Here is a 15,880-nt window from a genome sequence, read left to right on the forward strand (position 1 = left end):
AATTAATTATACTTAATTTTTTGATATTCTGAATCATTAAAATCCTTAAGAAAATTAACTATCAAATCACTAGCAGCTAATAAATCAGAAATTGCACAAACCCCGATGGGACTATGTAAGTATCTTTGTGGTAGTGAAATTGTTAACACAGATGCCCCACCTGGAGCAAATTGTAATTCCTTAGCATCAGTTCCTCCACCAGCAGCAACAAATTTATAAGTAGGAATTTGATATTTATTTGATATTTTTATAAATGCATCAATTAGTTTCGGATCCATCAAGGTTCCACCATCTTTTACACGGATTGCAGCACCTGCATTTAATTTGGTGCTACCTGGTATAGTTGCATATGTATCATGTGAAGATGTAGTATCAAGAGCAATTGCAATATCTGGGTTAATAATTGAAACTGATGTTCGAGCACCACGGGTTCCAACTTCTTCTTGTACAGTTCCTACTAAATATAAATTTACATCTAAATCACAATTGGCTATCTGTGAGGCAATTTCATCTAAAACTGCTACACCTGCACGATTATCCATTGCTTTTCCACCAATTAAATTTGTATCATTGAACAAAATTGTTTCACCTGATAAATAAACTCTATCCCCTATTTGAATTCCTGCAGCAATTGCTTGTTCTTTCGAATAAAAACCAAAATCTGCATATAAATCATTATTTGTAAGAGCTTGTGAAATTTTTGATGCTTCCATAATATGGATGCTGGTATGTCCAAAAACACCTATATACTCTTGTTTTGATGAAGTGATTAATTTTGCTTTAGTTCCAATAACAACAGAGGCTCAAATTCCGCCTACTGGAGTTAAAAGAAGTTGTCCAGTTTTCGTAAAATCACGAACTAAATATCCTACTTCGTCCATATGAGCAGCAATCATTACTTTTGGAGCATTAGGGCTACTTGCTTTTTTATAAAAAATAATTGAACCAAATTTATCTCTAGATACTTCAAAATTATTACTAATATTTTTACGAAGCAAACTTGCAACAGGTTCTTCGTAACGCGACATTGCATCAGTTTGCATATAAGAAATTAATTTATTTTTAAATTCATTTTGTCTTGGTTCTGTAACATTATAAGATGGTTTATTGCTTTGATCTGACATAATTTCCTTTTGTAATATATTCTACCAAATTTTAAAAAATAGCCCATAATTATTGGACTATTTTTTTAGAAGAAATCAGTAATTTTTGCTCGGATGTTTGTTGTAATTTCTTTTTGTTTTGAATTTGTATAATACATTTTATTATTATTTAATAAGTTTTGTAAATAATTTCTTTCTTGTTCATTTAACAGATGCATAATTGAAATTAATTTTACATATGCTTCGTTTTTATTGTTTCTTTCTTGAAAGTTTTTATATCATAAAAGTTTGTTTTGCAAACGATTGAAATTTATATTGTGTCTACCAATCTTGTTTTCAAAACGACTTTGACTTCCATAATGAGCATTAAAAAAATTGATAATGCGATACTTTAGCATACTTCAAAAATAGTTAGCAAAAGGGATGTCCTGCTGATTGCGTTTTGTTTTTAACATCTGCAATAGTTCATAATATGCTGCATTTAATATCTCATCAAAACTAAATACATGATCAAAATATACATTTTGGATTTTATGACATACAGCGAATAAAATTTGCTGGTATTGCTTTATAAATGATTGAATAATCTGATTATTTGTGATGTGTTTTTTGCTTTCATCCAAGTTTAAAAACTCAATAACTTCTGAATCAAGATTTTTGATCTGAAACTTAGTTCTCATTTAATTTACTGATATAATCAAAAAGGATAATACCAGTTGCAACCGAAACATTTAAAGATTGTACACTTCCGTATTGTTTGATATAAACGCTTTGATCGCAGACTGACAAAACACTTTTTGAAACTCCATCTCCTTCATTTCCTACAACTAAAATAGTTGGTTTATTATATTTTATTTGTGTGTGTGGAATTGCCTTAGCATCTATGGTGGTAGCATAAGATCAATACCCAAATTTTTGTAGTTTTAAAATTGTTGCTGAAAGACTAGATACTTTGTAAAAATTGATATTTACAAAACCACCAGATGCAACTTTTAACACGGTAGAATTAATTAAAACACTTTTTTCTTTTGGAATAATAATGTCTTTGATTCCGGCTGCATTAGCAGTTCTAATGATTGCACCAAAATTATGTGGATCTTGTAAATGATCTAAAATTAAAATACATTTTGGTTTGGTTTTAATTAGAAGATCTATATCTTTATAATTAAAACCATCTAATATACCAATAAAACCTTGGTGGTTTTCCTTGGTTATATTATTTAAAAAAGCATTATCCTTTATTTCTACATTGTTAGTGTTTTTTATAAATTTAGTGTATTCTGCTTTAGATAAATATATTTTTTTAAATTTATATTTAGCAGCAATTGCATCGAGCAAGGTGTTTTTTCCACACACTATTAATTCTTTCATATTTTCTTTAAAATTTTTCATAACATTTGTCCATATTTAGACCAATTTTTGTTCCATTAAGGTATTTCTGAGTAAATCTGCATTTTGGTAGTCTTTATTTTGCAGATGTTCTTGTCATTTATGATATATTTTGACATAAGGTAGATAATCAAAATCACAGATATCAAATCTTAAGGTACTAAAAATTTCAGTAAGTAAACTAATATCATTACTTTTTTTATTGATATTAATGTTTTTAATTAAATCATTAATCTTTTTATTAAAATCAGAAAATTTTTGTTGATATAAAAGTCGCAAAATATTTTTGTATTTATCTTTATCATAGTTACTTTTAATATTTTTTAGGTATTTTAAAAAGAAGATTTTCTTAATTTTCTTTAACAAAATTTCGATATTGTTTATTGCATTATCATCAATGTTAATATTTGCTGTAAAGGAATTTAGTAAAAATAATAATTTTAAGTAATCACCTGTATATTGATTCAAAAAATCTTTTGCTAAAATAAAATTTTGTAATGATTTAGACATCTTTTGTCCTTTTAAATTAATTTGTCCAGTTCGCAATCATTTTTTGGTGATATCATTATCTGTTACTGCAAAATATTGGATATTTTCATTTTCATGATGTGGAAATGTCAAATCCATACCGCCTCCATGGATATCGAGTCCATCATTATTAAAATGTTTATAAACTAAAGCTGCACACTCAGTATGTCAACCTGGCCTACCAATTCCAAAAGATGAATGATATTTTATCCCTTTATCAGTTGTTTTTCATAAAGCAAAATCAGCATAAAACCTTTTATGTTCTCTAAGATTTTCATCAAAAATCATATGTTCAATTTTTTGTTTTGATACTATACCATAGTGTGATAAGTTATTTTTTATATCAAAATATAATGAATTTTGTGATATATATGTATGATTTTTTACTGTCATTTTTTTTATAAAATCTTCAATAATATCCAAATTTTTTGTAACATATTCATATTGATAAACTGTGTCAACTTTTAACTTTTTTAAAATATCTAAATAATAAGTTGCATACTTTGTAGCTATTTCTGATTCGCTGACATTTTCCTGTAAAGCTCTATTAATGATTTTATCATCGATATCTGTTATATTATGTATAAATTTAAAGTCGATATTTAATACTCTGGCAGCTTTTAAAATAAGATCCATAGTTAATATTGGTCTAAGGTTCCCAATATGCACATCGTTATATACAGTAGGCCCACAAACATAAATTTTTAGCATATGATTATTATATAGTTTTTCAAAAGAAGAGAATTAAAGAACAAAAAATATGGAATTTATTCAACAAAAACATCAAAAATAACAATATATAAAACGTTTTGCGAAGATATTCATATATAAGATTTATAATATAAAAGTTATAGGAGTAATATGGAAGTTAATAAAGTGTATCAGATGGATGTTATTGAGTTTTTAAAGAATTTAGAAGATAACTCAGTTGATTTAATCATTGCAGATCCACCTTATAATTTAAATAAAAGCAGTTGAGATAAATTTGAATCTAATCAGGAATATTTTGAATTTATGTATTCTTGATTAGATTTAGCAGTTAAGAAATTAAAAGATACAGCAAGCATATATTTGTTCAATAATTCATATAATTCTGCTTTCATTTTAGTTTATTTAATTAACAAAGGGATGTTATTTAAAAATAATATTATTTGATATAAAAAAGATGGTTTTTCACCAAGTAAGAAAAAATATGTTAATAATCAAGAGACAATTACATTCCTAACAAAATCTAATAAATATACATTCAATTATAATGATATAAGAACCGAATATCTTTCAAAGAAGCGACTTTTTAATGCTAAAAACAAAGGGATAATTAAAAACGGAAAACGATGAACACCTAATCCGAATGGTAAATTATGTACTGATATTTGAGAAATTCCGTCAGTAAGACTAACAAATAAAGTTAATGGTAAAGTAGTAAAGACTAATCATCCAACACCGAAGCCGAAAACAATGATTGAAAGAATAATAAAAGCAAGTTCTAATCCGGGAGATCTTGTTCTAGATTTATTTAGTGGTAGCGGTGTAACATCATTTGTAGCAAAAGAATTAAATAGAAATTTCATAGGATGTGAGTTAGATTCAGAATATGTTATGAAAATAAACATAAAATTACTAGATTTAAACAAGCAGCAGCAAAAATAATTGTTATAATTTATAACTTATAAGGATTATATGCAAAAGAATTATCAAGTGGTTTATAAAAATTTATCTAAATCACAAATACCATTAGAAGATTTTAAAAAGACAAGGTTATTTAGTTATTTATCTAATTTAGGATACCAGTTATCAAAATTCAAAAATATGAATCAAAAATCATTGTATTATATACACTTTACATCTTTTTGTAATATTTATCAGCCTAACAAAATAAGGTTAAGAAATGATTCGTTTTTAGATGATGTGATAAATAAAAAAGATTCTATTTTAGTAGCTGGATACCGTGAAAATAAAGATGTTTACTTAGTTTTTATGAGTAAATCATTTTTTGGTTATAACAAACAAGTATCTGTATCAAATTCATTTATTTTAATGGAATATAGTGATTTAAAAAATAAGATACTACCATTAAATTCGGATGTAATTTTGCCTTATTGAATTAAGAAAAATAAGCAATCAAAAATAAAATATTTATACTATGTAACATCGAATGACTTTGATGAAGAAATTTTTGATAATTTTAAAGAAACAGTTAATAAGATGAATTTTAATCCATATTCTGAAAATATGAAAATTCAAAATTCACTTATAAACAAAGGTCCAAAAATAAACCAAAATGAAGTCTTAAAAATTAGAAGTTTTTGAAATTATAAATGTGCCTTGATAAGCTCAAATTATGACTATAAATGCCCACTTGGTGAAAACATTGATATAGATAAATTAAATAATTACGGTTTATCTTATGTAGATATTCATCATATTGTTCCAAAATGATATTTTATTAAGTATTTTAAGGATAAAGGTGAAATAATTGATTGAAATATGATTCATAGTAGCACAAATTTAATTCCATTGTGTGCTGCTTGTCATACAGGGATTCATAAAGGTTCTTCGAAAGAATCTATTAAAAAAGAACTTAGCTTTAAAATAATTAATTCGCTTTATAACAATTTATTTAATAAAAATATACAAAGTGATTTTGATAGTTTTATTATCAAAAATACTGATATCAAAGAAATAAAAAAATTATTTGAAATTTATACGGATGAATTATGAAGAAATTAATTGTCTGGGATTTATTTGGTGGTGGTCAAAACTCGGTATTTAATGCAATAAATGAAGATAAATATTTAAAAGACAAATTTGAAATATATACATGAGATATTACTGAACCTACTAGAAACAACCATTATAAATTAGATTTAGCATCAGATAATATAGTGCAATTATTTTGAAAATATCCTAGACCTGATATTATCGTTGCTAGTCCATTATGTCAAAGTTTCAGTTGTGTTTTAGCAATGAAAGGTGGAGGAACTCCTTTTTGAAAGCTAAATGAAACTAAGGATTATGTTTTAGAACGCAGTATAGAAGAATTTGAAAGATTAAAGGGTGGTTTTACTAAAAATTTAAAGGCAGATGTGCAACTTTTTATCAAACGTCTGGGTGAAAAATGTTTAAATAATACAATTGAATTAATAAAGTTTTATAAACCAAAATATTTTTATCTCGAAAATCCTAAACAATCAATGATGTGAAAATATATACAATTTAACCGTAAAGATTTTCACAATGAAAATCATTACTTTAACGAAGCAAGTTATGGAAAATATGGCTTTCTAACAACTAAAGCAACTTATTTTTATAGCAATTTAAAATTAACTTTAAAAAAAGGAAGAATTGACCCACCTTATACGATACAAGAAATTAATGGTGAAAAGTATTATGTATTAAAAGATGATCACAACATTAAACTTAGACGGGATTTGGATAGTAGGATGTTAGGATTGGCTTCATTAAATCGGATGATTAAGGCTCGTAAAGTCAAAAGTGGTATGGGCGCAATGGATTTTGTGCAAAGATATAAAACACCTGTTCAAAAAAATAAAATGGTAAATGAACAAATATGTGAAGCAGGACCCGCTTCTGCAATACCTCATTCATTGATAATAGATATTTTTAATCAAATTTTAAATGATATAGAGAGAAATGAGTAAGAAATACATTTAAAAGTATTTTAAATTAAAAAAATGGAACAAATGTGGAAATAATTTTATTCATAGAATAAAAAAGTTAATTTTATTTGTAAATATTTAATATTTTCAAATACTTTAATTATAATTATATAGCCTTGTACCCCCAAGGTAAAAAATAATTCTCAAATTGTGTAAAGTTATTCATTTATGTCCTTTTGCTAGTAGCAAATAATATGATGATACAAAAAAACCAAGGAAACTTGGTTTTTTAAAATTTGTTTTGTGGTAAGAAAATGTGTCCATCGATGCTGGTAACATCGGATATTGCTATAAATGCATCGCTATCTATTTTTCGGACATCTTTTATAATTCGATTTACTTGTCTAAACAATGTAATTGATGTAACAACATCTAATAATTCATTTGAATAACCGCCTTGTGCTTTAAACAAACTTACACCTGTAACAATTTTACGGTCAACTTTAATGATTTGAGCGATTTCTAATGCTTTTTTGAGTGAGTAAATTTCAACACGGACTAACTTAAATTTTGGATACAACTTATTTAAAACAATGATATAGACAATATTTGTTAAGATTGTTGCAACAAAATTTGGAGATAAATATAATTGAAATGATCACTTTAAGGAGTTTATTTGAGCAAGTTCATGACCAGAAATATTACCTGATTTTGATGCTGCTTCCAAAAGTAGTGAACCAGGCAATCATGAACCAATTAACACACCAATTAAAACAATTATAATGTTAATATTACCAGAAATAGAACCAAATGATTTTTGCTTAGTATTTGCATATCATTCACCAATAATCCCTGTAACTCCAGCAGTTCCACCGATTATCTGAATAATTGCAAAAATTCATGCAAGTAAAAATCCGTATATAATAGCAAAAACAAATAATGCAATAATATTTCCTCCATCTTTTCAGGTTAGTGGGATTATCCCGCTTAATGGTTGCTGTCATTCAGAAAGTGATTTTTTAATTTCAGCATTTGAAAAATCACCAATTAAGTAGATTGAACCAATATTATGAATAAATCCTAATCCAAAGGAAACTAATGAAGAAACAACTAAAAAAATTACCGTTAAATTCGTAAATAATTTACCTATTTTTTTATAACCAAAAATAAATATCGGTATGCTTAGGATAATATAAGCTAATCAAAAGACAAATTGATCTAAAAAGTTGCGAATTCCTAGTGTAACACTTCCTTTTGGAAGCAAAACAATTAAAAGTTTTGATAAAGCTTGTCCAAAAGTTGCTAATCCAAAGTTATAAATTCCGACATTTTTAACTAAAAAAACCGAAATAACACCAAAAAAGACAGCAGCAGCAATTGTAATTAAAACAAGTTTTCAAAAAGGTTTTTGTGAATAAAGCAAACTTAGTTTCAATCCGAAATTTGCCATTTTGGTTCTTTTATAAATGGTATTTTTTTTAACTAAGCGAGTTTTTCTTTCGCTGGTTCCTGCTAGAATTTCTCCAATTTCTAATGTAAGTGTTTTTCGTGATATTTTTGAAATTAAACTATTATCATTTTCGGCTTTTTTGGTTTCTTCAAAAATTGGATCACAAATGTTGGTTTCATTTGTTACATTTTCTTTTTGAGTTTCTAACGAATCATTTTTGTTTTCTTGCATCAAACCTCCTTTTACATAGTAAAAAAATAACAAATTCTTGTTAAGTTTTTTATTAGAATAATTATATTCTTTTTAACTAAAAATTAGACATTTATCTAACTCAATTTTAGTTTTATAATTATATCAAATATAGTTTAGATATTAAGTGATAAAGGAATATGATGAGAGAAAAAGATATTTTAATGAAATTAGTAATGCCAAAATATTCAATAACATATAATCGCTTAGGAATTAATATTGGTAAGCATCCTGTAATATTTTTTAAAAATTATCAAGATAATGAATATTATTATGTTTCTGCTCGTAGTGCATCTGATTTTGATAATAAAAAGAGATTTAAATATAATTACGAAGTTGAAATAACTAATTCAAAGATGTTAAATAATAAAGTAAGTTATATTGATACAACACAAATTTTTCATATAAATAAACAAGATCTATATAAAGTTTTTGATAAAGATTCAGTAATATTTTTAAATACAAATTATTTTGATATTAATGATATCAAAAGTATTTATAATAAAATTTATCAAAACTTAACTAAAAATCCACCTTATGTTTCACTTAGTTATATAAATATCAACAAAAATAAAATTCATACACAAACTAAATATTCACATAAAGAGTTTTTATGAAGAAATTATTCTGAATTACAAATAAAACCAGATGGATATAAATATCTTAATTCTGCTAAATGACAAATAAACAAAATTCTAAATAATAAAAATTATCCAGATACTATTTTAGAACTTGATGATTTAGCTGGTGGAATATACACAACATATACTGAAATAATTCAAAAACATCATTTATTTGAAAAGTTTAAATCTTTTTTAAAAAAGGATTATCCACAATTTCTTGAAGATAAAAAACTTGATTTTAACAAATATTCACCAAGGCAACTTGAACAAATTTATTTAGGTTTACAAGCATCAGTTGATGTTGATAAATATTTGGATTCAAAATGAGAATACGATCAAATGCAGCAAATTAGAATAGGTTTACAAGCAAAAATTGATATAAAAGACTATTATGATAATAATTTAGATGGATTAAAGATGCAGCAAATAAGAGAATGTATTTTTAATGAACTAGATATAAAGAATAAATATAAAAATTATTGAGCAGATTATGAAAATGATAGTAATTATGATATTAATAAAGCAGATATCGATGTAATTAACATATTTAATGAAAATTTTAATGACAAAATAAATATCGTTTTTAATGATATTCTTAATCCTAATATATCTTCATTAAATGAAGATGCGAAAGAGACTAAGAATGAAATAAATGTTAAAATTGTTAAAAATATAGATAAAGAAAGTAAATCAGATAATGATGAAAATTCAGATGTTGATAATAAACAAGAGAATGACTTAGTTATTGAAGAAGATAGCGGTATAGTTATGTAAGTTTTAAATTTCAATTGAAAATATTTCCTTAAAATAGATAAAAAAATAATAAATTCACTAAATCTTATATATAAAATTTTGATATAATAATAATATCGTGTATATAAAATAATTCGATATATTTATATAAATAAATGGAGTAAAATGAAAATCAAAAAGAAATTAATATCGCTTTTACTAATTTCATCTAGTGTCACAGCAGTAGCGACAACTGCAGTTGTTGCTTCTTATATTTCGGTAAAGAATGTTCCAACTAAAACTCAATCAATGCATATGTCATTAGCACCATTAAAATATTTTGATGGTGATAATGAAGTTAAAACAAATGAATCAGATAAGAAAACCAATTCAGATAATAAAAATTCATCAAAACAGGAAACAAAAGAGTTACAAGAAGCAAAAGATGGATACAAACAACTTATAGCGTCAATTTTAACTAACGAAAATAGCATTTTCACTGATGAATCTTTTAGTCAATATAAAAAAATAGTAGATGATGAGAAGAAAATTCTTGATGAAAAACTTGACAAAAAAGAAATTACTGTTTTTGATGTAAGACTAGCAAATTCAAAAATTATTCATTATAAGTATCAATTAGTGATAAATGATGCAAAATTAGATGATGTTTATAAAATCATAACAGATTTAACAACAAAAATAAAAAATGATGGTGCCGCAGAAGTTCAAGCAGAAATTGATAAAAAAGTAGCAGACTTTAAAAAATCTTATGCAGATGAAAAAGATAATAATCAAAAAACAGAACAATTAACTAAATTAACTGAAATTTTCCTTGATACAACATTGATTCAACCTGCTATTAAAGATCTTAACACCACTAATATTAATTCACTTAAATTAGAAATTGAAAACACCTGAAATGAAAATGCATTTTTCACTGTGGATTCATTTAAACAGTTTTCAGATGAAAAAACAAAACTTATAAATCAACTGCAAGATTTATTAACTAATGGTACATCAATTACACAAGCGCAAGAAGATCAAGTTAATTCAGATTTAAAAAATTCAATTAATAAGTTAGTTATAGATTCATCTAAATTATCAGATGCAGAGAATAAATTAAAAGAACTTATAAGCAAGTTACCTAATGAAAAAGATAAAAATACCAAAAAATCAGCTCAAGATGTTGCAAATGAAAAATTAGCAGAAATCAATAGTTCTAAAACAAGTGAAACATTACCATCTGATAAATTACAAGATTTATCTACATTGTTTATAAATGTCTGAAGTCAAATAAATAACCAAGAACTGATACAAAACTTTAAAGAGAAATTAAATCGTGAAATTAAAAAAATAAGCGACAACGATGAAGTCCAAGTTCTTTCAAATGAAGTGCAAAAAGCAGCGACAATAGAAGATCTTAAAAAGGTACAACTAAAGATAACCGAAAAAATAGCAACTCAAAAAGAAGTGATTGAAGAACCAGAATCTAAATCTACTACAGCAGCTATAATTATTACATCGATTGTAATTGGTATTCTAGCAGTTGTTGGAGTTGTTATTTCATGAATTGCTGCTCCTCGCAAAGAAAAGAATAAAGATTCAAAAGCACAAGAGCAAGAACAAAAAGCAGAAAATTAATTTCTGCTTTTTGATATTTAATTAGTTAACTGATTTTATAAATTATAAGAATATATTGTTTCTAAAACTATATCCGTAGAAACAAATATTAACAAAGATTAGCGAATGATTCCAAGATCATATTGATTAATCAAAGACTTAATTAATATGATAAATCAATATTTTATAAATATACTTAGATAATTATAAAATTATATTTCTTTATTAATTGTTGAGAAATTTCCGTGTATAATGAAATATTGTTCAAATTTCTCTGGAGGGGGATTCTATAAACACAATTAAATAAAACACTGAATCAATAATGTTGATATAAGTTGCACAAGATTTTCTTATCTGTTTTTATATATTTAAATAAGATAGTTATAATATATTTATGGTTAAATAATGGAAAAATTTTCATTTATTTATCGTAAATTACAAATAAAAATATATAATTATAGAGCAAAGAATTTATTTAGTGTTTATCTTATTTATACTTTTTCATTAATAAGTAATTTAATCAAAGTAATTTTTCATTTTTAATTTTTATATTTATAACACTAAATTTATTATGCAAATAAAGATATAAAGTGAAATTTATATCTTTATTCTTATATCTTAATTTTAAGAAAGGTTTAAATGAAAAAAAGACACCAGAAAATTTTTCTTTTATTATCAGGGATTACTTCATCAACGGTAATATTAGTTACTGCATGTTCTAATCAAACTGATAATAAACCAAAGCAAGTAATTATAAATCCAAAATTAATTAATTTATCAACATTACAAACAACATCAAAATCAGCAAAAATAAAAGCCGTAATTGATGCAAGCAAACCTGAATATAATAATGCAACGGATTTTAAAATAACATTTAATAATGTTTCTTATATAGCTTTTGAGATAAAAACATCTAATAACCAAAAAGAAATTACATTTAACTTAAATGATTTAAATCCTGCTACTATCTATACATTTATAAAATTAGAATTTAAAAATAGTGTTTTAAATTCAGATGTCAATAATTTTTCTTTTACAACTACACAACAAAGTGATTTGACACCACCAAAAAAAAATGAACCTGATTCTGAAAGTGAAAAATCTCAACCTATTGACAAACAAGAATCATATAAAATCGAATCTGTTCAAACATCTAATGTTCATACAACATCTGCTATATTAAAAATTAAGATTCACACATCATCTGATATTTTAGATGCAAGTAATTTTATATTAATATTAAATAATCAAAACTACACTTCTTCGTCATTTAACAAACAAACAAAAGAAGTAACTTTTGAATTAGACAACCTAAACACAAATACAACATATAAGTTAAATAAATTGATAGTAAATGATAAAGAATTTCCATCATTTAATTTTAGTTTTAAGACAAAAGCAGAAAATGTAGTTGAATCATTACAAGCAAGTTCGATTAGTCACAACAGTTTATCAATCACATTCTCTTTGACAGATAATAATTTAGATGTCACACAATTAAATGTAGAAGTAAGCGATTACAGTCAACCTATTTTAGTTTCATTTAATCAAGAAACTCAAAGTTACAACTTTACTTTAACTAATTTAACCCCACAAAAATCATATACTATCAATTCTATAAGTTATCAAGGTAAGACATTATCAATAAAACCCTTGAATCACACCTTTACAACCACTTCTAATGCATTGCAAGTTAATCAAGCACATTTGGTATCAAAAAGCAAAAATACTGCTGCAATTGAGTTTAATTTAAACCGCGATATAACAGACAATGAATTAGCATCATTGTCGGTAGATTTAACAAACAATGAAACAACAACCAAACATAATAAATTTAAATATTTATCAAACCATAAGATATTGCTTCAAATAGATTCACTAAAACCACAGACAACTTATAAACTAACTAAATTAACTTTAAATAACAATGATATAGCATTAAACCATGAAAATGAACTTTCTTTTACAACATCAAAAGAAGTTACTACTGATTCATTTGCAATTAGCAAAATAACTTATAAAGATATCACTGCTACTTCTGCTACAATGCATATTGACTTTAGTTCAAACGATCTTTTAAATGAAAACCATCATGAATTTGAAGTAAATTTAGATAATAAAGTTTATAAATTTAGTGATTATAATCCATCTGAATCATATGTTGAAATTGTGCTTGATAATCTTGATTTTCATACTAAGTATTTTGTAAATTCAGTTACATTAAATGATAAAACTTTAACATTACCAACTGATGAATCACAAAAATCATTTACCACCTTGGACTGAAATCGTCCGGTAATATTAAATAGTTTAGGATATACTTTTGAAGATAAAGTTTCAGCTGATTCATCTGATGTGATGTCATTAGATTTTGGTGTTATTGATTTATTTCCACTTCATCGATCTCAGTATTTCTTTACAGCAGAATTTACTGATGAAAGTGCAAATAAAGACTACAATTTAGATTTTTTTGCTACACCTAAGGAAAATAATAACAATCAATTAAGTTTAGATAATATTCGCATCTTTGTAAAAAACGATCCTGAAGAAGCTGATGAAGGACATTATTATGATTTAGAACCAAATAAAACATATAAACTCAAAGCATTAAAATTAACTAATGGTGATGGACAAAGTGAACACGGAACACTTACTTTTGCCTTAAAACAAGGTGCTTCTTTTATCGTTGATACACATATTAACACCACCAGATATCAAAATGTTGAAATTACTAATACTAATAATAGTTTAAATGTTTCACTTGGTTTATCAGCCGATTCAAGTGATCCTGTTTCAGTTGATATAAAAAGTGATTTTGGCGGCTTATGAAATGTAAATTTAACTAAAACAAATGATAAATATACAGGAAGTGTACAGATTAATAATTTTCCGTCTGGAACATACAGCATCGCAAGAGTATATTTAAATTCAAAACCTATTTTTGTAAATAAAAATAATAAAGGTAACGATACATTAAGAGTTGATGCAAGTAAACCAACAACAAATAATATAAATACAATAAACTATTCATATGATAAATTTAATTATCAACATAATATTATTTTAGATTTACAAAGTAATAACACTGTTAATACATTTGTCTATAAACAGTCTCCAAATATTGTTATACAAAAAAATGGCTCAGAAGATTTTGTTAATTTAAATAGTATATGAAATCCGAATACTAATAAATTAGAAATAAAAACTTTAAATTTAGATTTTGCAACAACTTATAAAGTTATCGGAATTGGTAGTGTACATATTAACGAAAATAAGTCATTTACAACTATAGCTAAACCTACTACAAAAGCACAGCTTAGTGTTGATGAGTTAAACAGTTTAATTAATTCAATCAATCACTTAACACTAAAAAAACGTTGATGAGCATCTGGTATTAAAAAAGTTTTATTAGCAGATAAAGACTTATTTAAATACTTTAATTTTTCAAATAAAAATGGATTCGATAATGAAATAACATTTAATTTTGATGAAAGTAAATTTAGTAATCTAAATGAATTAAATGGTACATTATCGCTGACTTTGAAATTAAGTAGTGGAAATAATCATTCAATAGAAAAAACTTTTAAAATTGAAAATCTATACTCAAAAGCTTGAATTATTGCTAATAAAACTAACACATTATTATTCGATCCATTAGTACATATCTCAAAAAAAGGTATGAAAAAATCCACCAAGGACTTTGATGATGCATATAAAGATGCTAAATATAGTAACATTGATGATTTAGATTCATCATTTGGAAAACCTGCTATTATCGTTGATCTAAACGATGCATCGCTACAAAACTTTATTGATATTGATGAAGGACTAAAAAGTTATGATCCAAGTGTTTTTAAAGCATATTTTGTTAAATATAAAGATGATGAAAATGTCTATAAACCATATAAAACCACTGCATATGCTCCATTAGGTATGATTCAATATAAAATAATGTTTTGATTCAATCAAACTAATGCTGAAGATAAATATACTAACCAAATTACACCTTTGTGATTAGCTGGATTTAACAATTATACTAACAAAGATGCAAAAGATTGATATACATATTTATCAAGGCAAGCAAAATTATATGCATCAGCAGATTATTTAACTGTTAATTCTTCATATGGTCTTAAATCAACAGCAACCGAGAGTGCTGAACAAATGGTTGCATCAATAAATAATAAAGCAAATTCTCAAGAAAAAGTAGATTATCTTGATAAATATACTAATTTAATCAAGTTTATTAATGATAATTATAATGTTATAAAAGATGCTTATAATCCAGCTGTAGCACGCAGTTATTATCAAATTGAAATTATAAATGCATCAAAAATTGAATATGGTAAAAACAAGTTTGTAGATATTGCTTTTGCATTAAAACCAATATATTTGGGTGCAAGTGATGCATATAAAGCAAAAACAGATGTTATAGCAAAAAATGTTATCCATATCCAATTACTTAACAATAATTAAAAATATCCCGAAAAACAAGTTTTTCGGGATATTTTTAATCCTTAATTAAGGTTAAACCTGAATTTCCCACTTTATTGTATTAAAAATTCG

11 protein-coding genes are annotated in these 15,880 nt (G+C 25.2%); 6 read left to right on the forward strand and 5 right to left on the reverse strand.

Annotation, left to right across the window (positions count from 1 at the left end):
• Nucleotides 1-2: 2 nt before the first annotated feature.
• The 4 genes from ACR82Z_RS02045 to ACR82Z_RS02060 all read right to left on the reverse strand — a co-directional run bounded on the left by ACR82Z_RS02045 (nucleotide 3) and on the right by ACR82Z_RS02060 (nucleotide 3,731).
• A complete protein-coding gene (locus ACR82Z_RS02045) occupies nucleotides 3-1,124 on the reverse strand; it encodes a M42 family peptidase (protein WP_435130484.1) in 1,122 nt (373 codons plus the stop codon).
• A gap of 65 nt (nucleotides 1,125-1,189) precedes the next feature.
• Nucleotides 1,190-1,783, reverse strand: coding sequence for a hypothetical protein (locus tag ACR82Z_RS02050; protein WP_435130486.1), 594 nt, complete (start codon nucleotides 1,781-1,783; stop codon nucleotides 1,190-1,192).
• Nucleotides 1,773-2,495 (reverse strand): 23S rRNA (guanosine(2251)-2'-O)-methyltransferase RlmB, encoded by a 723-nt coding sequence (gene rlmB / locus ACR82Z_RS02055; protein WP_435130488.1) that lies wholly within the window; start codon nucleotides 2,493-2,495, stop codon nucleotides 1,773-1,775. Before rlmB ends, ACR82Z_RS02050 begins: the two co-directional genes overlap by 11 nt.
• A gap of 15 nt (nucleotides 2,496-2,510) precedes the next feature.
• Nucleotides 2,511-3,731 carry a class I tRNA ligase family protein gene (locus tag ACR82Z_RS02060; protein ID WP_435130490.1) on the reverse strand — a complete coding sequence of 407 codons (1,221 nt, stop codon included), beginning with the start codon at nucleotides 3,729-3,731 and terminating at the stop codon, nucleotides 2,511-2,513.
• A gap of 150 nt (nucleotides 3,732-3,881) precedes the next feature.
• Between ACR82Z_RS02060 and ACR82Z_RS02065 the strand changes: the two genes are divergently transcribed.
• Genes ACR82Z_RS02065 through ACR82Z_RS02075 form a run of 3 tightly spaced genes read left to right on the forward strand, consistent with a single transcriptional unit; the run spans nucleotide 3,882 to nucleotide 6,682 of the window.
• Nucleotides 3,882-4,670 carry a DNA-methyltransferase gene (locus tag ACR82Z_RS02065; RefSeq protein ID WP_435130492.1) on the forward strand — a complete coding sequence of 263 codons (789 nt, stop codon included), beginning with the start codon at nucleotides 3,882-3,884 and terminating at the stop codon, nucleotides 4,668-4,670.
• Between the two features lie 30 nt (nucleotides 4,671-4,700).
• Nucleotides 4,701-5,750, forward strand: a complete 1,050-nt coding sequence (locus tag ACR82Z_RS02070; RefSeq protein ID WP_435130494.1) for a hypothetical protein — start codon at nucleotides 4,701-4,703, stop codon at nucleotides 5,748-5,750.
• Complete coding sequence (locus ACR82Z_RS02075; protein ID WP_435130496.1) at nucleotides 5,738-6,682, forward strand: hypothetical protein; 945 nt, start codon at nucleotides 5,738-5,740, stop codon at nucleotides 6,680-6,682. Before ACR82Z_RS02070 ends, ACR82Z_RS02075 begins: the two co-directional genes overlap by 13 nt.
• Before the next feature lie 247 nt (nucleotides 6,683-6,929).
• On the opposite strand, the gene ACR82Z_RS02080 is transcribed toward ACR82Z_RS02075, so the two are convergent.
• Complete coding sequence (locus tag ACR82Z_RS02080) at nucleotides 6,930-8,321, reverse strand: DUF2179 domain-containing protein (protein ID WP_435130497.1); 1,392 nt, start codon at nucleotides 8,319-8,321, stop codon at nucleotides 6,930-6,932.
• 158 nt (nucleotides 8,322-8,479) lie between these two features.
• Between ACR82Z_RS02080 and ACR82Z_RS02085 the strand changes: the two genes are divergently transcribed.
• From ACR82Z_RS02085 to ACR82Z_RS02095, 3 genes are all read left to right on the forward strand, one after another.
• Entirely contained in the window at nucleotides 8,480-9,736 is a 1,257-nt protein-coding gene (locus tag ACR82Z_RS02085) for an Mbov_0400 family ICE element protein (protein ID WP_435130498.1), read from the forward strand.
• A 144-nt stretch (nucleotides 9,737-9,880) separates the two neighbouring features.
• Entirely contained in the window at nucleotides 9,881-11,335 is a 1,455-nt protein-coding gene (locus tag ACR82Z_RS02090; protein ID WP_435130500.1) for a hypothetical protein, read from the forward strand.
• A gap of 618 nt (nucleotides 11,336-11,953) precedes the next feature.
• Complete coding sequence (locus ACR82Z_RS02095; RefSeq protein WP_435130502.1) at nucleotides 11,954-15,790, forward strand: hypothetical protein; 3,837 nt, start codon at nucleotides 11,954-11,956, stop codon at nucleotides 15,788-15,790.
• Nucleotides 15,791-15,880 lie beyond the last annotated feature (90 nt).

Origin of the sequence: Mycoplasma sp. 6243 (genome assembly GCF_051200785.1) — a bacterium.
Classification (GTDB): domain Bacteria; phylum Bacillota_I; class Bacilli_A; order Mycoplasmatales; family Metamycoplasmataceae; genus Mycoplasmopsis.